This is a genomic window from Ktedonosporobacter rubrisoli (genome assembly GCF_004208415.1).
Lineage (GTDB): Bacteria > Chloroflexota > Ktedonobacteria > Ktedonobacterales > Ktedonobacteraceae > Ktedonosporobacter > Ktedonosporobacter rubrisoli.
On record NZ_CP035758.1, the window covers coordinates 10,031,108 to 10,051,135 of the forward strand.

Here is a 20,028-nt window from a genome sequence, read left to right on the forward strand (position 1 = left end):
TCTATGTCTGTGCTTGTGATTAACCATTTCGTAGGAGATTTACCAGCTATGCCAACATAAAATCAACAAAAATAACCAGAGCGCTAACCGCTCTGGTATAGGTTTGCTGGGTGCAAGGCCTTAGCAAGATTGGACCTGCACCTTAGTGTCCTGGCCGCAGGCGGCTCACCTTGCTCGTATAATACGCTCAATGTCGCGTTTTACCTCGCGCTCGGCGATGGCTTCGCGTTTGTCGTAAAGTTTCTTACCACGGCACAGGCCCAGCTCTATCTTGGCTCGTCCACCCTTAAGATAAAGCTTCAAAGGCACCAGGGTTAAGCCCTTGGTAGCGACCCGCATGGCTAATTGATTGATTTCTCGTTTGTGGAGCAAGAGCTTACGATTGCGCATGGGTTCATGGTTATAGCGATTTCCGTGCTCATATACAGCAATATGCGCATTCTCCAACCAGATTTCGCCGTTGCGCACCAATGCATAGGAGCCGCGGAGATTGACCCGTCCCTCGCGAATCGATTTAATCTCCGTGCCTACTAGCGAGATACCCGCTTCTACCGTTCGCTCAACGGTATAATCGTGGTATGCCTGCCGATTAACGGTGACAACTCTGGTTGGTTCACGGTTGGTAGCAGCCGATTGCCGCTCTTGCTTTGCCGCAGTTTGTTTTGCCATAGCTAACTCCTTAGTAAGTATCTCTTCTATTCTGGCCTTACAAAGCAAGAACTTTGCAGCTTCCTTGACAGTCGAGCAGAGAGAACCTACGATTGGATGTGGATATTATAACGCCATAATACAACACCTGCTGATATGAGTCGAGAGGGAAAATTTGTTGGTAGGCGCGATGCAGGAGCCGTGTCCCTGATGGCGAGGAGAAATCTCTTACTAACGCTTTACGTATCTGCTTATAGATAGTAAGGAAGGCTTATACTATGTTTTACCATCTCGGCAGGATGGTTACACGCTTTCACTGGTGGATTATAGGCATGTGGCTCGTGGCAGCAGTTGTGGCGCTACCATTTGCGCCACAGGCCAGCCAGGTGTTGCGACCCGGCGGTTTTGTTAGCCCTGATGCCGAATCGCAGCACGCTACCGATCTGCTTGCCCAAAAGTTACATCTCGATCTGACAATTGTCCAGATTATTTTTACCGGCCAGCGTTATACTGTAGATGACCCACAGTTTTTGCAACAGACTCAGCAGGCTCTTGCTCAACTGCGCAAGTGGCCGGAGGTGGCCCAGATTGTCACTTACGCGGATAATCCACGGCAGATTTCGCTTGATCATAAAGCTGCTTATGTGAATGTGATGCTCAAGTCCGATCCCGATAGCGCGCCCAAACTTCTCCCCGCCCTGGAGCAGCGATTGCAGAAGGTTCCTGACTTGAAGACGTATGTTGGCGGAGGGCCAGTCTTTTATGAAGATATTCAGTCAGTTAGCGAGCGCGATTTGCGCCGGGCTGAAATGCTGGCTTTCCCCTTTGCTATCGTCGCTCTGCTGTTTGTATTTCGCTCAGTGGTGGCGGCAATTCTGCCGACTATCGTCGGGGGTTGTGCGGTCGTGGTGGCTCTAGCGCTCATCTTTGGCCTGGGACACCTAACCCCGCTTTCGATCTTTGTGCTCAATATCACAACGCTCTTTGGTTTGGGACTTGGCGTCGATTACTCATTGTTTATGGTGAGCCGCTTCCGTGAAGAACTTGGGCATGGGCGCAGTAAAGAAGAGGCAGTCGCGCTTACCGTAGCTACTGCCGGGCGCGCTGTGGCCTTTTCAGGTCTGACCGTGACGATTGGCCTGATCGGTCTTACATTTATGCGAATAAATATGTTGCGCTCTGTTGGTATGGGCGGTATTCTTGTCGTTGTGCTGGCGGTCCTGGCGGCTTTAACCTTGTTGCCAGCTATTCTCACCGTTATTGGTCTGCGGATTAATGCCCTGCCTATCCGCCTTCCGCGTTTGAGAAAAGCTGGGACGCATGAGCAAGGTAATGGACAAGTTGAGCTGCACCATGGCTTCTGGTATCGCCTTTCGCAGATTGTAATGCAGTATCCTGTGCGTGTATTTCTGCCAGTGCTGCTGCTGCTGATTGGCTTTGGGCTCCCATTTCTGGGTGTGCGTTTCTCGGCGCCTGACGCCTCGATCCTGCCGCCAGATGTGCCCTCGCGCCAGGAGTACAATGTCCTGGCCGCGCGATTTAATGAATCGGAGACAATCCCCATTTTATTGGCGCTACAAACTCGCGGCCCGGTCATGACAGCCGAGAATATTCGCAATCTCTATTACTATGTGAAGCGCATAGAGGCGGACCCGCGCGTAGAGCGCGTGGATAGCATTGTCAGCGCCGACCCTCGCTTTACCCTTGATGAATATGAATTGCTCTACAGCAATCCGCAATTGATTGCAGATCCCTATCTGAGCGCTTTAATGCGGACCTCAGTCTCCGGCAATACAGCTATGATTCAGGTGATCAGTAAGTATGGCATGGTTGATGCGCGCTCGCAGGCTCTCGTGCAGACGATCCGTAATACCGATCCCGGTCATGGGATGAGCGTCCTGGTTGGCGGAGGAACTGCAGGAAATATTGATTATGTCAACTCGCTCTACACAGATTTTCCGCTGGCGTTGCTTGTGGTAGCCCTCACAACGTATGTAGTGCTCTTCATCCTGTTCCGCTCGGTAGTTCTGCCGCTCAAAGCGATTTTAATGAATACATTATCGATTATGGCCAGCTATGGTGCGCTGGTGGTAATCTTCCAGGATGGATTTCTGCACCAGATCCTCGGCTTTACCCCGCTGGGTTTTGTTGAGGCCTCCTGCCCCATTCTCTTATTCTGCTCGCTGTTTGGACTTTCCATGGACTATGAAGTCTTCCTGCTCTCGCGCGTACAGGAGGCTTTCTGGCAGACAGGCGACAATAGGCGCGCGGTAGCGCTCGGTTTAGAGAGGAGTGGTGGTATTATTACAAGCGCCGCAGTTATCGTGATTGTGGTAAGTGCCTGCTTTGCCACCGCTGATATGATCCTGGTAAAGGCCCTGGGTCTTGGCATGGCCCTGGCCGTGATTCTTGATGCAACCTTAGTGCGCGGCTTGCTGGTTCCTGCGACCATGCGTCTTTTGGGAAATCTTAACTGGTGGATGCCGTTTGTTGGGGTTCAGCGTCATCCTCCGGCTTTAGCTGAATATATGGGAGCGCCCGAGCAGAAGAAGCCGGAGAGCCCTTCGTCGCCAGTAAGCAATCTACCTATCGGAGGAGAGCAATGAACAAACGATTCAGGCATAGAAGACAGACGTTTACCTTGAGTGGTATATTGCTCGGGCTGCTTCTGGCTTTATCCTCTTGCAGCTTTCCCGGTGTCGTCTCAACTTCGGAGCAATTGCCACAGGTGAACCAGGCCGAGCCAACGCCACAACTCCCTCCGATCCATTTTCCCCAGGATGAAGGAGCGCATAATAAGCTAACCGAATGGTGGTATTATACAGGGCATCTAAATGCTACCTCTGGGGATGGCAAGACCCACCATTATGGCTTTGAAATGGTAATCTTTCAGGCCCTGCGCAGCAATTTACCGCCCGTCTATGCTTCGCATTTTGCGATTAGCGATATAACCCGTGGAGAGTTTCACTATGACCAGCGTCGGCGCGTTGTATCTAGCGCTGCGATACCCGATGGCACCTCAACACAAGGAATCAACGTCAATGTGGGAGATTGGAGCATTCGTGGCTTAGATGGTCATGACCACTTAGCTGCCTCGATGAAAGATTATACTGTTGATCTCAATCTGCTTGCGCGCAAAGAGCCAGTCTTACATAACAAAGATGGCCTGATCACCTATGGACTTGCCGGTTATTCCTACTACTACTCGCGTACCAATATGGAGATCTCGGGAACAATTATCGATCATGGTCAGCATATGAACGTAACGGGTAAAGCCTGGATGGATCATCAATGGGGAAATTTCTTGACCCTTGGTAGCGGTGGTTGGGATTGGTTCAGCTTGCAGTTCAAAGACAACACAGAGATAATGCTCTACTTTATTCGTGATGCTAGCGGGAAGATACTCTCGACCTATATCGGCTATATTGATGCTCAGGCCAGGGACTATCTCATTCCTGCTCAGGCCCTCCAGACAAGCGTGCTTGGCTCCTGGACCAGCCCACAAACCCATATTACCTATCCTTCGGGCTGGAAGCTCACGATCAATGACCAACATGTGCAGGCAACCTTGACCATTACGCCGCAGCTAAAAGACCAGGAATTAGTGGTCTATCCCTCAACTGGGAACGTCTATTGGGAAGGTGCGGTGAGTATCAGCGGCCAACTCAATGAGAAGCCCGTGGATGGCGAAGGCTATATAGAGCTAACGGGCTATGCTCCCAAAACAGCTTAATGGCTACATGCTGGCTTGCGGCAATGGTTAGCAGACTGCGGCAGGCCAGTATTTTTCCAGTAACAATACCCAAATTAACTGTATGCAACGCGTTCTGTATAGTGAACATCAGAGAACGCCACAGCCCTTTTACATGAAGAATTACATAAGACATATAGAAGACAGAAAGGATAACGGAATTTCAAAGGGAGCGCTCCGGCGCGTCTAGCACACTATTCATGCAATTTTTATAGAAAAGCAGCTTTGAAAAGATAGAAGAAGAGATAAGGTCTACATAAGATTTATATGGCAGCATAAGGCTTTGTGACGAGAGCATACAGGCGTAGTTTTATAGGTATTAAGCTACGAAGAAGGAAGAGCGACGTAGAAGATGTTACACTAGAGCTGAGAAGTTAGAATATGCCCAACTTCAAAGCTTTGCAGTTGGCAAAAGCGGGAAGGCGAAGTTTGTGCGCGCGGGCAGCCAGATTTTGCCATCTGTAGCGCTGCTAAGCTGCAGGAAGAGGTATAGGAAAGCTCTATGTCCAACTTACCGGGTTATTGACGAGCATATGCAATGGTATGGTATACTTTGTTGCGATGTTGACGAAGATAATTTTGATGTATGTACTGATTCGTGGTTAATACGTTGCAACAATAGGATGACAAATGTAATACAATGTGTATGTACTCGTTTTACCGGTCAGGAAGACTTCAAAAGAGGAAGGAGCGGCTGTATGGGTTGGAGATGGCAGAGCAATGGAGAGTCTAAAGCGAGTTATTGTCCATTGTTGATCATAGAGTGGCTACTAACACTGAAGAATATATTGTCGTGAAAAAGCCTGCCGAAACCTACAAGCGAACAAAAGAAGTGAAAACACACGCCTCGGCCCTTGAAGAATCTGCAATAGTTGAGCGTGTTGCGCGTATTGTCTCTAGCGTGCGTGGCTCCAAACCCGACTACACCCGTTTAGCTGCGGAGCTGGCGCAGGCTATTCCGTTTGATATTTTTGGGGTAGTTTTATTGCGACATGATAGGCAGGCTGTGCGCGTGACCGTGTGTAGCTATGGACAGGATGGGACCTGGGAAGCTTCGTATCATCAGCACCCATGTGAAGGTTCCATGCTGGAATTGATCTTACAATCTCCTATATTGCTGGTGAATGACTACCCTGAGGGTCTGGATGGGCCACCGGCCGTGAGCGGCGATGCCCTCAGTAGCTATCATCAATTGCACTCTACCCTGATAGCTCCTCTCATCGTTGAGGATCGTGTGTTAGGCACCCTGGAACTGGGGAGTACAAGGCTACATACCTATGCAGATGCAACCTTACAGCGTCTGATCACCGCAGTCGTGCGCGTCCTGGCCACCGCGATTGAAGGAGCGCAAGTAGGTGGCAGTGTAGCCATACAGGATCGCCAACGCCAGGCGCTCAAAGATGTCTCCAGCGCCTTAACCTCAAAGATAGATCTTCCTACCATCTTTCATCAGATCGTCAGTGGAGTTACTAACGCTCTCGATGTGGCCTCGATGATCGTAATGCTTGATCGCAAATCAGGCAAATTATTGCTTGAGGCGCAATCAGGACTGGGGCAAGAAGTACTAGGAAGACTCTTTAGCCGCGGAATCTATATCAGCAACAAATGTATCATTAGCCAGACTTTGCAGCAGAGGCACTCTTACGTCTCGCAAGATATTATCTCCGATGAGCGTTTCAGCGACAGCTACACCCTTTTCTCCCAGCTCGGCATGCGCTCTATCCTGAGCTATCCGTTGATGACAGACACAACAGTCTATGGTGCTCTTCTCCTCTGCTCTCCTGAGCCAGGGGGGTTTACGCCCTTAAAAGCCGATATCCTGGCTCTCTTTGCCAGCCAGGCCACCGTAGCAATTCATAATGGTGTCCTGCTCGAATCTGCCCATCAACGTCGTCGTTTCCAGACCGCCATAGAGCAGCTAGAGCGAGCACGAACCCAAAATACCGCGGACCTGCTTCAACTTAGTCAGCACGAAAATGGCGAGGAAGATAATCAAGGACAACCCCAGGATGAATATCAGCTTCTAGAACGCGTCCGCCAGGAGGCGCAAAATACCTTTGGCGTAAGTTTTACCAGCCTCTTGAGTTTTATTAGCGACCATTTATTGACGCGGGGAGAGCGAGATTTGCAAGCCATTCTGCGCCCCTATCAGGGTGAGCAGTCAGAAGAAGACATTAGCGGAGCTCTGAAGGTAGAGCAGCAGGAGACGACAGCTGAGCTGGAGACCGGACAAGCCTTGACAGTGCATAACAATCGTAAGGACCCTCTTGCCGAAACTTTATCCCTGTTGACGCAGACAGCCGAGGCGGCCCTCATTCGAGCCGATATCCTGGGGCGCTAGGACAGTTATTAATCCAGCTAAAACAACAGGACAGCCTGGTAAAAGATGCCTGGTTTGTGGTTGATCTCAAGGGAATCTGCGTGTATATGAATCCGGTTGCAGAGGCACTCTGCGAAATGCGTATGAGTGAAATGACAACTGTGTTTGATGCCCAACTATTCGCCCCAACGGGAGAGTATGATAATCCAGCTATGATCGAGGGCGTGTTCGCGAAATTGTGGCCGCGTATGCGTAATGCAGAAGAGGTTCACCACTACTTGCAGGATTTCACTCAGGGAAATATCTATCGGCAGGAACTAGCCTGTGTTGTAGCCGACGAGCCTATTTACAGTAAGCCAGAAGAGCACGAGGCTCCAGCGCGTGGGCAGGAAAGCGCTTATTCCGATTATCATTATCAATTCATTCGCTATCCGCTCTACAATCAGCAGGGGCAGTGGGGGGCAAATGCCTTGCAGGTGTGTGATATAACAGAACGAGTGCGTGATGAGCGAAACAGATCAGCTCTGCTCTCTTCGGTATCCCATGATCTGCGCACACCTTTAACAACGATCAAAGCGGCAGTCACCGGCCTGCTGCAGACAGATGTAGATTGGGATGAGCAGGATCGGCGTGAAATGCTCGAAGATATCGACATTGAAACCGACCATTTGACGGTGCTGGTGAATGCCCTCGTCGAATTATCGCGTATTCAGATGGGAGCTTTGAGCCTGGAAAAGGAATGGTGCGATATCATCGAAGTCGTGCATGGCGCACTGGCAAAGATGGAGCGGGCCCTGGCCGGTCGTCCTATTCGTACCAGTTTTCAAACATCTCTCCCATTGATATACGTCGATCACGTGCAACTGGAGCGAGTTTTCTACAATTTGATAGAGAATGCAGTTCGCCATAGCCCCCAGCATAGTGAGATTATACTGACTATTGAGGCCATTGGTGAAACACTTCATGTCCGGGTCATCGATCGTGGCAGTGTTGCCCTGGAGCCCGAGCGGAAGAGTAGCTTTAGATCCTTCTACCATACAGGGTCGTATAGAGATGGCCTTGAGCTGGCGATCTGCACGGGTATAATAGAAGCCCATCAAGGGCATGTAAGCGTGGAAACAGCGGCTGGTGGAGGTTCATGTTTTGTGTTTACGTTACCTATTCATCCACAGACAATGGGACGTAGAGAGCCGAAAGGCATGCCCTCCTCTCAAGATGTGGTGGATGGCGAGGTAACTTCATCACAGCAAGCATAGTGCTAGCAGGAGAGGAGCTGCTATGAGAGCGAAGGGAAAACGTATTCTAGTCGTTGATGATGAACCGCCTATTCAGCGTATATTGCGCCGTACCCTCTCTATGAGTGGATACGAAGTTTTCGTGGCTGATAGTGGAAAACAAGCAATAGAAATGGTGCGGCTTCATCAGCCAGATCTCATCCTGCTAGATTTGTGTATGCCAGGGGAGTATGATGGGCTTGATGTGTGTGTCTGGGCGCGCCAATCGTTACGTACGCCGATTATCGTGCTCTCAGCCATCACTGAAGAGAAAAAGAAAGTGCGCGCTCTGGATCTGGGGGCCGATGATTATCTCACCAAACCCTTTGGCACCGATGAGCTTCTCGCGCGAGTACGCGTCTGCCTGCGCAGGGCCAACACTGCTGAGGTGAGCCTTGATCACACACCAGAGATTCTTTCGAGCGAGGATGGATATCTGTATATGGATGTGGCTCGGCGCCAGGTGCGAGCAGGGGAGCAGGAAGTGCGCCTGACCCCGACTGAGTTTGAGTTATTAAGGCAACTGATGCTCTATGCTGGCAAGGTGCTGACTCACCGCTCCCTACTGCGCGCCGTCTGGGGACCGGAATATGGCGAGGAGGCCGATTATCTACGGGTTTATGTGCGTCAGCTCAGGCGTAAGGTGGAGAAAGAGCCTTCACAGCCGAAATATATACAGACAGAGCCTGGTATCGGATATGTTTTCCGTCCTCAAGTAGAGATGCGTACTCTTTAATAAAATTTTAACAGGTTGGGCGCTTTTTTTCATGGCTAACTAATCTGTTTTGGCTTACACTATAAGGCAGTATGCTTTCTGACTTATGTATGGGATGGAGCGGTTTTTCCCCAGGAGAAAGAAAATCGCGTGATCCCTTCGGAAGAGAAGAGCGGAGAGGCGCACGGACCTCCCAATCTTCGGAGAAAGAAGGACTGCTGACTCTATGATGGTTCAGTGGCGACCGCTCCGTGTGATTATAGTGGGGCCGCAAAATACATTTAGTCGTGTCTTAGCGACGAACATTCAATATTGGGGATACGAGGTGGTAATGCTTGCTGCGCCCCGCGCGATCTTTGACGATGGGACGCGTGCAATGCAAGGGGATGTTGTCTTATATGATCTGGATGAGGTATTTCCTACCTTTTCTAGAGAAAGGGACTTCCCTGAGATGTGGCCTGAGCGAGGGACAGCCAACTCTAGCGAAGAAGCAGAGGGGCAGGAGACCCATGCGCCGTTTATTATTGCCATTAGTAGCCGCTCAGTTTCACGCGTAACCCTGGAACGGATTGGCGCGATTGCGTTGCTGCAAAAGTCTTTTTTTAAGATGAGCTGGCTGCAGCGCTATTTAAAAGTGTTACAGCGCTTAACATCGCCTGAGGGAGAAGCATTACCACAGCAATATAAACAGGATGAGAACATACGTGTGCTGGTAGTGGATGATAATGAAGATATTGCTAGTACTATACAGCAATGCTTAATCTATGAATCTGGATACGAAGTAGCAGTTGCGCATGATGGATTAGATGCGCTAGAGTTATACCTGGATTGGCATCCGCAGTGTATTGTGACGGATCTACTAATGCCATGGATGAACGGGTATCAGGTGATGAGATGTTTGGCACTGGGAACGGCGAGAGGTGCCCCAGCATTCGTGGTGATGAGCGCCCTGAACCAACTAGAGGTTCCTATCGGCAGCTCATATTTACGGGGAAAAGCGGTAGCGTACGTAAACAAACCATTTAATATTGATCATTTGCTTTCCGCGATTAAGCAGGTATGTGCAGGGTAAACAGGGGTGCTGACTGCGCATATCGCAAGAGAACCGCCTGTGGTTATTTACTAGAGAATGCACTTGCAGGCTAGTCTGGGTAAAGGAACTGAGAAACGATGGAGCAGCAAGATCGCATTATGGATGGGGATCTACAGACATTAGGACTCCAATCCATCTTAAAAATGCTCGCGCTGAGTGGAAAGACAGGAAAGTTATTTGTATCTTCAGGCCCGGAGACCATATCTATTAGCCTGCGCAAAGGGCAAATTGTGGGATTGCATGAGGAGGGGGTACCCCAGCCAGATTTGCTGGGTATGTTTTGCCTGATCAACAAGCTGGACCCTCCGCGCTGGCAGATGATTCGCGAGCTCGCCCAGGGTAATACTGAAGTCGCCTTAATGATGTTAGTTGAGCGAGGCTGGATGAGTGCTGACGAGATGCAAAGTCGGCTTGAGTTTGCCGTCACGCAGTCAATTAGCCATGCTCTGCGCTGGGTAAATGGACGCTTTGCCTTTCATCGTCAAATGGTCCCGATTGACAGCAAGATGCAGCCGCTTGACGTCGATTCAGTTTTGCTTGAGGCTCTGCGCCAGGCCGATGAATGGGAAGAAGTTGCTGCAGAAGATGTAATGCATCTTGCGCGTACCACGGTGGCTCGTTGGCAGCCCGAGGTGACAAGAGATGTAGGTAGCCTGGGCCTGAGTAAGGAGGGTATTGAAGTCCTTTGCCTCTCCAATGGCGAGATTCCCCTCCAGGCTATTGCGCTTGTGCTCATGATGCCCGAGGCTCGTGTTGCTCGCCTGATGGCAAAGCTCCTGGAGCTAAGGCTCATTGAGGTCGTGGATACCGCTCTGGAGACGGAGTTGCAGCGCGATCTATCCAATATCATTATTAAATGTCAACATACGCTGGCCCAAAGGCGCCAATCGGCTAATCCTGAGCAGCACCTGCTCGGTTTGATTACCACCCTTTCCGAATGTATTAATGGCCTGTTAAACCACCATGGCCAGTACGCAAAGAGCCTGCGTGGACGTGGCCATGTGCCCTCTATTGATATTGTGCGCTACCTTGAGCAGCGCTTTGCCAGGCATTTTAGGATGTTGGCGACTCAGCAATATCCTATTCTAGATACAACGAAATTTGCCTACGGGCAACTGAATTGCGAGGATATCCTCACGCTCAATAAAGTTGTCAGGGGCGAGCAACTGGAAGAGTTCTACTGGGAAGCGGTTCAGGGCTTGATTGCTTTCCTGAGATATATCTTTAACGAACTGTTGCGAGATGAAGTAGGGAACTCGCATACAGGGCGTCAACTGAATGTGGCGTGGAAAATTTTCCTTTCCGAAATTGATCGCGAGATCCAACAGTATCAGGTCTATCGTGCGCATCGCAATGCGCAATTATCGCGAGGCCGAGAGACTTTTGCCCAGCAACCCATGCAATCACCACCCATTGGCATAGTACAAAATTGGAATGGTTCCCCCGAGAACAGCGGGGAGTTCTGGTCCCCTGAAACGCGAAGGAGGTCAATCTAGATGGCTGTACCAACAGTGCTAGTTGTGGATGATAGTCCTACTGTACGCAAAATTGTGCAAATGACTTTGCAGCGGGAGCATATCAGAGTAATCACTGCTAGTGATGGCCTGAGCGCTCTTACCTCGGTCGCGGATGAGATGCCTGCAGTTATCCTTCTGGATATTCAATTGCCACGCATGGATGGGTACCATATTTGCCAGATAATACGTAAAAACTTGCAGTTTCGACAAATTCCCATTATTATGCTCAGTGGGAAGGACGGTTTGTTTGACAAGATGCGTGGGCGGTTGGCCGGATCAACTGAGTATCTGACGAAGCCCTTTGACTCTGTTGAGCTGGTACAGACCGTAAAGAAGCACCTTGCCAACTGGCAAGAGCGTATACCTGCAGCCCATCAGGAAGGTATGCGACCTCGCCTGCGCTACCGAGGCTAAAGCGGTTATATAAAAAATTGGCCCTGAAGCGTTTCAATGCATGTAATGTTTTCAGGTACAAATTTGTCAGTGGGATAGCCTTTATCTCCCATCGCACTGGTGTGGCTCGTTTCGGAAAGGTTATAATTGGATGCCAGGGCAAAAAATACTTGTTGTGGATGATAGCTGGACTGAGTTAACTATGATTGTGGCCCCACTGCGCAAGAGCGGTTTTGAAGTGGTGACAGCCGTTGATGGTGATGAGGCTGTCGAGAAGGTCTTCAAAGAACGGCCGCAGTGTATCGTTCTTGATGTTGTCTTACCTAAGCAGAATGGTTTTCAGTTATGTCGAAAATTTAAAAATTCAGAGTTTAGTAGACATATTCCGATAATTTTGTTATCAAGTAAGAGTACTCCATTAGATAAGGCGTGGGGGCTCAGGCAGGGCGCCGATCTCTACCTTACGAAGCCTTTCAAGAGTGAAGAATTAGTTGCGAGTGTGCGTAGCCTTGTATAATAGAGCGTCGTAGGTAGCAGGTCAAGGCGATCTGTAATGTGGTATAAAGGCACTTAGATATTTTGCCTGATTTGGGAGTAATGTTGTGTCCAGCGAAGATCTAAGAATGTTGCAGCGTGACGCACTCGCCGCGATCCAACAATTAGGAACACAGTCCCCTTCGGTAGCCGCATTGCAAATGCAGCTAGCGCAAAGGGGGCTGCCCCGTGCTGATGGCTCCGTCAACGAAAACCAGCCAGCAGTGGTTGGTGAACAATATCTTGTCTTCTCATTAGCAGGTTGTGAGCTTGCCGTTAAAGCAGAGCAAGTCCAAGCGGTGGAGCGCCTCGTGGACCTTACGCCCGTGCCCAACGTGGTATCCTGGGTAAAAGGGGTAATTAATTTGCGAGGATCGATCGTGTCAGTTGTAGATCTGCGTATGTTCCTGGATCTGGAGCAACTTTCCTATACCTCGCGTGCGCGTTTGTTATCATTGCAATATAATGAGATGGTGATTTGCTTGGTAGTAGATAGTGTTAGCGAAATGATGCCTATCTCTCCTGCCACTATCGTTCCTGTAAATGCTCGCCAGGCTAATATTCCACAATGGGCGCTCTCCTACGCTGCTGGCTGCGCGTTGCATGCGAACCGAGTGTTGGTGTTGCTGGATGCGGCACGTCTACTTTTCTCTGAAAAAATGCAGCGCTATGAGGCCCTGGGATAATATTTGATGGCCAGATAAGGTCGTTTGAACTAATAGAGATTTTTTATCAACAGGAGGTCTGGCGGATGAATCCTGATCGCAATAAAAGCGGGATGACAGTTGATGCGCTAATGCAGATAGGGCTCATTGCTTCTACTGCTATTCCTGTTCTTTCCTTTGCTTTGCTTGGCTTTGCATCGCTTAGACTGCAGGCTGCAACCCTGGTACTGGTGATTGTAGCATTTGCGATCATTGTGTTACTAGGCGTACTTATCGTGAATTATTTTGTGCAGCGTAGGATTAAGGATCGAATTCTGGGGCTTGTGGACGTCTGCCGCGAATACGCAGGGGGAGACCATACTGTTCGAGCCGTGGTCAATGGCGACGATGATTTTGCCATGCTTTCAATGTCGCTCAACTCTCTTCTTGACAACCAGGGGAGCTCGACGAATGCCTCACTGGGAGCAGGCGGCAGCGATGCTGCAGCATTGCAAGCTCAGATTGAGAAACTCTTGCAGGAAGTTAGCGCGGTTGGTGATGGTGATCTGCGCGTTCAGGCTGAAGTGACGCCTGATACGTTAGGTGTATTGGCTGACTCGTTTAATTATATGATTGAAGAGTTGGCAAAAGTCGTAGGACGTGTGCAGTCAACGGCTGTGCAGGTTACTAACGCGACGCGACGCATTCTCGACCGCTCAGCTGAGCTAGCCCAGGCTTCTGAGGCGCAGGTGACAGAAATTTCTCAGACAACCGAGGCCGTGGAAGCGCTGGCAGTCTTTATCCAGAACGTTGCGCGTAACGCTCAGTCAAGCGCTGAGGCCGCGCAGGAAGCCTTGCGCAACGCAACTAGTGGCCAGCAATCTGTGCGTCAGACGATTGATGGTATGATGCTCATCCGCGAGAATGTGCAGGAGACCTCTAAGAAGATTAAGCGCCTGGGTGAGCGCTCTAATGAGATCGGCGAAATCGTGCGTATCATCGAAGACATTGCAGATCAGACGAACTTGCTTGCTCTTAACGCTGCTATTCAGTCGGCAATGGCTGGCGAGCATGGACGAGGGTTCGCTGTCGTGGCCGATGAAATCCGTCTTCTGGCAGAACGTTCTACCGAGTCGACAAAGCGTATTGCGACGCTGATCAAGAGTATCCAGGGCGATACGTATGAAGCTGTTGTCGCTATGGAAGATAGCACGCAGGAAGTGGTGAAAGGTTCGCAACTGGCTGATGAAGCTGGACGCTCCCTGAACTCCATTTATAGCGCTGTGGAACGGCAGGCCAAGATGATCGAAGGTATTGCCCGTGCCGCTAATGAGCAGACTTCAGTCTCTGAGGCCGTGGCTATTGCGATGGGCCGTATCTCTGAGATTACGCGCCAGACCGATGCTGGCACACAGGAAGCAGCGGTAAGCGTGAGTTATCTGGCCGAGCTTTCTGAGCAGTTGCGCGCTTCGGTGTCTACCTTCCGCCTGCCCGAGCGCAGTGGTGAGGGACTTGGCTCTTTCCCCAACATGGCTTCGATCACCGAGCTGCCTAATAACGGTGGGCCTCAGGGTCTCTTGCAGCCCCCTTTGGGATCGGGGATGGAGAACGAGTGGGAACAGAATTTCTCGGGGAACTTCCCGCCTCTACCCGAGCCGGGTAATACGGGTTCGCTTGTGGCCTTGTCTTCGCGTCCTGGCCAGAATTCGCTGAATAATTTTCAGGATTTTAATCATCCTGCTTCTCTGGGAGGACAGCAATCGCTGGGAGGCCAACCCATATCCAATGGCCAGCAGTCGTTCGCTTCGCAACCCGGCTTTGGTGCGCAGCAAGCCTTTGGAAATCCCCCAAGTCTGGGAGGAGCTCAGCAGTCGCCATTTGGCAATCAGATAGAATTTGCTGAGAGAGGGAGTTTCGAGAATCCACAGAGCTTTGGAAACAATGCCTTTGGTGGGGGGCAGCAGCAATTCGGCTCGTTGCCGGGATTTAGTGGCCAGAATCAGTTCTTCCCGAATAATATGCCGGGAGCGCAGACTGCTAATCCAAATGCTGGATTGTTGCCGCAACCTCAGCAGGGACAGCAGCTTCCCCCACGCTGGCCGAGTAATCAGCAACAGCAACAGGGTCAGCCGCCGTTCAACCAGGATCAGATGCCCTTCCAGAATAATGGGTAATTTAGTTAACGCGATGTGCAAATTTTGTGGATGGGAATACTCTCTCCCTATTGAGTAGTATTCATGTTAGGAGAGTTATTCCTGTCCAAGATAGATAGTAGGTGAGCCGCGATTTAGCGGACGCACCACAATCTAGCTGATTACGCCGTGGGCAAGTAGTTTGCCCACAGCCTTCTTGCTTTTCGGCTGCCATAGGCGGCAAAAACTTGCATATGGTGTTAGTTTGGTTATTAGCAAGCTGGTGTTACATCGCTCTCTGTATGTGCAAGTGACACTAAGATAGTTAAGTGGGTATGCGCAACATGTCGAATACGTTTGATAAACTATCAGTTCTCGATTCGTTTATCGAAGAGGTGAATAGTTATTTGCCGGAAATTGAGACGAATCTGGAGCGTCTGGCACTGTCACCTGGCGACATGGATGCCCTTGAAGAAACTTACCGTCTCTCGCATACGATTGGCGGTGCCGCTTCTATGATGGATTTCCCCGGGCTTGCTCATATAGCTCATGGGATGGAAGACATCTTGAATGATGCACGCGATGGTTTAACGGCGCTCGATGATCCCATACTGGGCCTTTTGCGTCGTTCGCTCAATCGCTTGCATCTGCTCGTGGGGGGTATCCGCACTGGGGTCGATGAAGAGTCCGTGCTTGCAGAAGATAATGCCGACTATGCTCAGTATAGTGCCATGCGGGAGCCTTCCGCACAAAGTGAAGCTGATGTTGTTAGCGCTGATGAGGAATTTCAGGCCCAGGAGAAGGCTGCCCCGGCCTCTACGGCGTTCCAGGCTTTTGATATACCAGAGCCCCCATCGTCTACAATGCCATCATTTGATGAGGTATTAGCTTCTTTCCGCGCTCCATCAGTCATGCCGGGCGAGGAGCTTGGCTGGCCGGAAGAGCCAGCTCCCGTAGCTCGCTTTGATGAGCTTAATCACTTGCCCGTTCAGCCTGAGCTAGAAGTGCCAGCTAAAGTTGTGGATGAGGCGCCAAGTGCTCTGGATGAGCTGGTTGCTTCGACGCGGCAGTTCTCACCAGCTGAGAACTCGCCTAATGGAAGCCCTGTATCTTACGAAAGCCCTACTGTCCAGGAAGTCACCGAGAATGTAGTCCAGCCAGCTGCGGACATTCAGTTTTCCTCAGATACGTTTTATACACCTGAGAACGAGAGATATGTGCCAGCTGTTTTGCCGCCTTCTATTCCCGAAGTAAAGGCGCCTATCCTTCCCGTTGCTTATGACGAGCTGCATTCAGAAGCGCAGACCTTAGAGAACCAGGCTGCGTCCTTAAAGAATGCTCTTGCTCAGCTACGCTCGGCTGTCTCGGTTATCGAGAAGCAGCGCAGCGAGTTTAAGGGATTCTTGGATGGCTCTAAGGATGCACTGGACCGGATGGAGATCTGGGCCGGCCAGGCGATGGGTTTAAATCTGCGCAATAGCCCTGAAAAGGTGCGCCGCTATCTACCGCTCTCGGTTATGTGGGTGGCGAATAGTAAGCTGAAGAAAGTGCTTGATTTGCTCAAGCAGATCGCTAATGGCGTTGAGATGACCGATGAGCAAATGCAAGCAGTTTTCCAGCAGTTACATATCTCCATAGATTCCTTCGCTACAGCTTTTCGTGATATTCAGGCCGCGCCTGCTCGCCCTCAAGAGGCTACCTGGTCTCCCTGGGAGGTGCAGGTCTCACGCGATCCGGAAATGCTGCGGGAGCGCGTCACTTTCGAGCGCCAGGGAGATCTGGCCGCTTTACGTAAAGAGGTAGAAGCAGAACTGCGCGAAGAGCTTCGCCAGGAATATGAGGCGCGACCTACCACGCTTGCGGCGCGTGCAGAGCTTGAGCAACAGATACGTAACGAGGTCCGCCAGGAGTTTGAGGCTCAAAAGCAGTTGCGTGAGCGGGTGTCGGGATCGGCCAACGAAGAGACCATCAGGGATTTAGAGGCCCGCTTGCGCAATGAGATAGAGATCCAGGTTCGCCAGGAGTTTTTACAGCAAATCGCGGTTAGCGGTGGTGGTGAGACCCCTACCTTGCAAGGACAGCCGCCGGCGGCGCCCACTACTACTAATTTTGCTGATCATGCGCGTGAAACGATAGGCTATGTATCGACATCTCCGTCTACATCGACGCCTCCAGCTCAGCCAGCTTTACCTCCTCAGCCGAAGCCTGCTCCTGAAGTGAAGCCGGCTTCCACATCATCGTTTGCTAATGATCTGGGTGAGGAGACTGCGGAGATTTTCCGGCAGGAAGCCGAGGAACACTTGCAGACAATTAGTATGCATGTGGCCGCCCTGGAAAAAGCTCCCACGAATCGCGAACTGATTCAGGGCATTCGCCGGGCTACCCATACGCTCAAGGGGGCGGCTGGTATGATGGGATTCAGGGCTATTGCTGATCTCAGCCATATCTCTGAAGATCTCCTTGATAGCATCATGGAGGGAACCACCTCCATCTCGCCTGCAGTGCTTAGCCTTATCCTGGATACGGCTGAGACGCTTGATGTATTGATTAACGGGCGAGGCTCTAATACCAGTGCCGATGAGGCAAGGGTTCAGGCGCTGCGTATTCGCTATACCGAATTGTTGGGCGAACAGGGTACGTCGCATCCCTCGGCAGAGGATGATATCGATGTTGATGCCGATGTGGCAGAGGATGTTGTCCCTGATGCATCCCTTGTCAAGGACGTTATCGCTGATGGCGAAGCCGACGATGCTGCTAATACTCAGCGTCCCTCGCGCGGCGATTTAACTGTACGCGTACGTCTGCAGAAATTAGACGAGCTGGTTAATTTGTTTGGTGAGCAGCTCGTTAACCGTAGCGTGTTGGAGGAACGCATCCAGCGCCTGGTTCGCCTGGTTGCTGATGTTGTGGTGAGTAGTAATCGTCTGCGTGACGTTGGCCAGAAGCTGGAGAGCCGTTTTGAAGTCGCTATGTTGCCCAGCGGACGTTCTATCCAGGTGATGCCCGGCGAGGGAAATCTTACGCCAACCTTTGAGGCCAATGGAACTGAGAATGGGAATAGGCAGGCACCTGCGCACCTTGAAGAATTTGATGAGCTAGAGCTCGATCGCTACACTGAATTCCACCAGCTCGCTCGTGGTTTGAGCGAAGGTATATCTGATATGGCAACCTTGAGTGCCGAGATGGAAGCGGTTATTCGCGAATGCGAAAATATTTTTGCCCGCGAAAATCGTCTCAGCACCACCTTCCAGGATCGCCTGATGAAGGTTCGCCTGGTGCCCCTGACAACTATGGCTCCCCGGCTCTATCGCGCGGCCCGCGCTGTAGCTCTAAAGCAGCGCAAAGAATTTGACTTTGTGCTAGAGGGCGAAGAGACGGAAGTCGATCGTACAGTTTATGAAGAGATTGCCGGGCCCTTATTGCATCTCATGCGTAATGCTGTTAACCACGCGCTTGAGACGCCCGAGGTCCGTATCCAAAAAGGCAAATCACCGGTAGGTCAGATCAAGCTTTCGGCCTCATATGAGGGCAATCAGGTAGTGATTACTGTGCGCGACGATGGTACCGGAATCGATCCGGAGCATGTGCGCAACTCGGCCATCGCGCGAGGATTAATTACGCCTAAGCAAGCTTTGAGCGAAAGTGACTTGATCGAGCTTATCTTCCGCCCGGGCTTCTCGACAGCAGAGGTGCTCAGCGAAGAGAGTGGGCGCGGTGTCGGTCTGGATGTTGTGCGCGATAGCGTGTCTCGTCTGCGTGGAACGCTTGTCGTTGAGACGATGCCAGGTCAGGGAACTGCCTTTACTATGAAGTTCCCCACCAGCCTGGCGATCCAAAGCGCGATGATGGTACGCGTGGGGCAGCAGCAGTTTGCCATACCCACTGTGAGCGTGGAGACGATCGGACGCCTTGATAACTTTAAACGCTCAACATTGGCCGGCCAGCCTTCTATACTTGTACAGAATGTGCATTATCCTCTGCAGATGCTGGCCCAATATCTCTCGTTGCCGGTGAGTATGCTTGACGATAAGGCTCCCTTGCTCCTGGTTAATGCTAACGGGAACCATATGGCTTTGGTAGTTGACGAGATCAAGGGTAAGTTCGATATTGTAATGAAGAATCTCGGTCCGCATCTGCGCCATGTGCATGGCATAGCGGGTGGTACAGTGCTTGGTAACGGACGCGTTGTGCTGATCCTTGAACTGAGCGAATTGCTGGCGACTCGCTCTAAGGTTGTTACCAACGTTTCAAGTCCCGTACGTCGAGAGGCTGGAGCCGCAGGCACCCCACAGGGTCTGATGCGCCAGAGCATCGATGTGGCCGTGCCTAAACCGGGCCCGACTGGTATGAGGCCAGGAGCGTCGCCTGCCGTACCCGAACGCGGCAAACACATCCTTGTCGTGGATGATAGCCCGAGCGTGCGCCGCGTTGTGGGCAATACATTGAAGCAGAATGGCTGGGAAGTGCAGACAGCACGCGATGGCGTGGAAGCTCTAGAAATGATCTCTTACGAGACGCCGGCTGCGGTTCTGCTGGATATAGAGATGCCGCGTATGGATGGCTATGAGCTTATCGCAACGGTACGGGCCCAGGAGCAATATCGTACATTGCCACTTGTGGTGCTTACCTCGCGTGCTGCTGCCAAACACCAGCAGCGTGCTATGCAGCTTGGAGCTAGCGCCTACGTTGTAAAGCCCTATCAGGATGAAAACCTGTTGAATACGCTGAGCTCGTTAGTCTACGGAGCGCCTGTTCGTTAGTGGTATAGAAGCGGGAGAAGCGAGCATATGGGGGTTGAACGTGCAGTGACGCGCTGGTACGTACAGCGCCAGTCTATTCTTAATGAGATCGCACAGTTGGAAGCTAAGCTGGCCCCGGCTGTTGCCGAGAGCGAGAATGGCGGCGATGCTCCCGAGAGCGAGAAAACCGCATTACTAGAACAATTAGCCGTGGCCCAGAAAAAACTCCATGCTCTGGGCCACTGCCCCAAACCTATGATGGGTTAGG

The 20,028-nt window shown here is 51.2% G+C and carries 14 protein-coding genes; 13 read left to right on the forward strand and 1 reads right to left on the reverse strand.

Features of this window, described 5'->3' with window-relative positions:
* Positions 1 to 165: 165 nt before the first annotated feature.
* Entirely contained in the window at positions 166 to 669 is a 504-nt protein-coding gene (gene smpB, locus EPA93_RS42970; RefSeq protein ID WP_129893447.1) for an SsrA-binding protein SmpB, read from the reverse strand.
* Positions 670 to 926: 257 nt separating this feature from the next.
* Here smpB and EPA93_RS42975 point away from each other — a divergent pair, with 257 nt between their 5' ends.
* From EPA93_RS42975 to EPA93_RS43035, 13 genes are all read left to right on the forward strand, one after another.
* On the forward strand, positions 927 to 3,254 hold the full coding sequence (locus EPA93_RS42975) for an MMPL family transporter (RefSeq protein WP_129893448.1): 2,328 nt from the start codon (positions 927 to 929) through the stop codon (positions 3,252 to 3,254).
* Positions 3,251 to 4,381 (forward strand): lipocalin-like domain-containing protein, encoded by a 1,131-nt coding sequence (locus EPA93_RS42980; RefSeq protein WP_129893449.1) that lies wholly within the window; start codon positions 3,251 to 3,253, stop codon positions 4,379 to 4,381. The genes EPA93_RS42975 and EPA93_RS42980 overlap by 4 nt, the downstream gene beginning before the upstream one ends.
* Positions 4,382 to 5,192: 811 nt before the next feature.
* Complete coding sequence (locus EPA93_RS42985) at positions 5,193 to 6,740, forward strand: GAF domain-containing protein (RefSeq protein ID WP_165423777.1); 1,548 nt, start codon at positions 5,193 to 5,195, stop codon at positions 6,738 to 6,740.
* Between the two features lie 86 nt (positions 6,741 to 6,826).
* Positions 6,827 to 7,975 carry a sensor histidine kinase gene (locus EPA93_RS42990; protein ID WP_129893451.1) on the forward strand — a complete coding sequence of 383 codons (1,149 nt, stop codon included), beginning with the start codon at positions 6,827 to 6,829 and terminating at the stop codon, positions 7,973 to 7,975.
* 22 nt (positions 7,976 to 7,997) lie between these two features.
* Positions 7,998 to 8,729 carry a response regulator transcription factor gene (locus tag EPA93_RS42995; RefSeq protein WP_129893452.1) on the forward strand — a complete coding sequence of 244 codons (732 nt, stop codon included), beginning with the start codon at positions 7,998 to 8,000 and terminating at the stop codon, positions 8,727 to 8,729.
* A 205-nt stretch (positions 8,730 to 8,934) separates the two neighbouring features.
* Positions 8,935 to 9,780 carry a response regulator gene (locus EPA93_RS43000; protein WP_129893453.1) on the forward strand — a complete coding sequence of 282 codons (846 nt, stop codon included), beginning with the start codon at positions 8,935 to 8,937 and terminating at the stop codon, positions 9,778 to 9,780.
* Between the two features lie 98 nt (positions 9,781 to 9,878).
* Positions 9,879 to 11,297, forward strand: coding sequence for a DUF4388 domain-containing protein (locus tag EPA93_RS43005; protein WP_129893454.1), 1,419 nt, complete (start codon positions 9,879 to 9,881; stop codon positions 11,295 to 11,297).
* Positions 11,298 to 11,732 (forward strand): response regulator, encoded by a 435-nt coding sequence (locus EPA93_RS43010; RefSeq protein ID WP_129893455.1) that lies wholly within the window; start codon positions 11,298 to 11,300, stop codon positions 11,730 to 11,732.
* A gap of 130 nt (positions 11,733 to 11,862) precedes the next feature.
* A complete protein-coding gene (locus EPA93_RS43015; RefSeq protein WP_129893456.1) occupies positions 11,863 to 12,228 on the forward strand; it encodes a response regulator transcription factor in 366 nt (121 codons plus the stop codon).
* Positions 12,229 to 12,313: 85 nt separating this feature from the next.
* On the forward strand, positions 12,314 to 12,931 hold the full coding sequence (locus tag EPA93_RS43020; RefSeq protein WP_129893457.1) for a chemotaxis protein CheW: 618 nt from the start codon (positions 12,314 to 12,316) through the stop codon (positions 12,929 to 12,931).
* A 65-nt stretch (positions 12,932 to 12,996) separates the two neighbouring features.
* Positions 12,997 to 15,063, forward strand: coding sequence for a methyl-accepting chemotaxis protein (locus EPA93_RS43025; RefSeq protein WP_129893458.1), 2,067 nt, complete (start codon positions 12,997 to 12,999; stop codon positions 15,061 to 15,063).
* 302 nt (positions 15,064 to 15,365) lie between these two features.
* Positions 15,366 to 19,781 carry a hybrid sensor histidine kinase/response regulator gene (locus tag EPA93_RS43030; RefSeq protein WP_165423778.1) on the forward strand — a complete coding sequence of 1,472 codons (4,416 nt, stop codon included), beginning with the start codon at positions 15,366 to 15,368 and terminating at the stop codon, positions 19,779 to 19,781.
* 27 nt (positions 19,782 to 19,808) lie between these two features.
* A complete protein-coding gene (locus tag EPA93_RS43035; RefSeq protein ID WP_129893460.1) occupies positions 19,809 to 20,027 on the forward strand; it encodes a hypothetical protein in 219 nt (72 codons plus the stop codon).
* Position 20,028 lies beyond the last annotated feature (1 nt).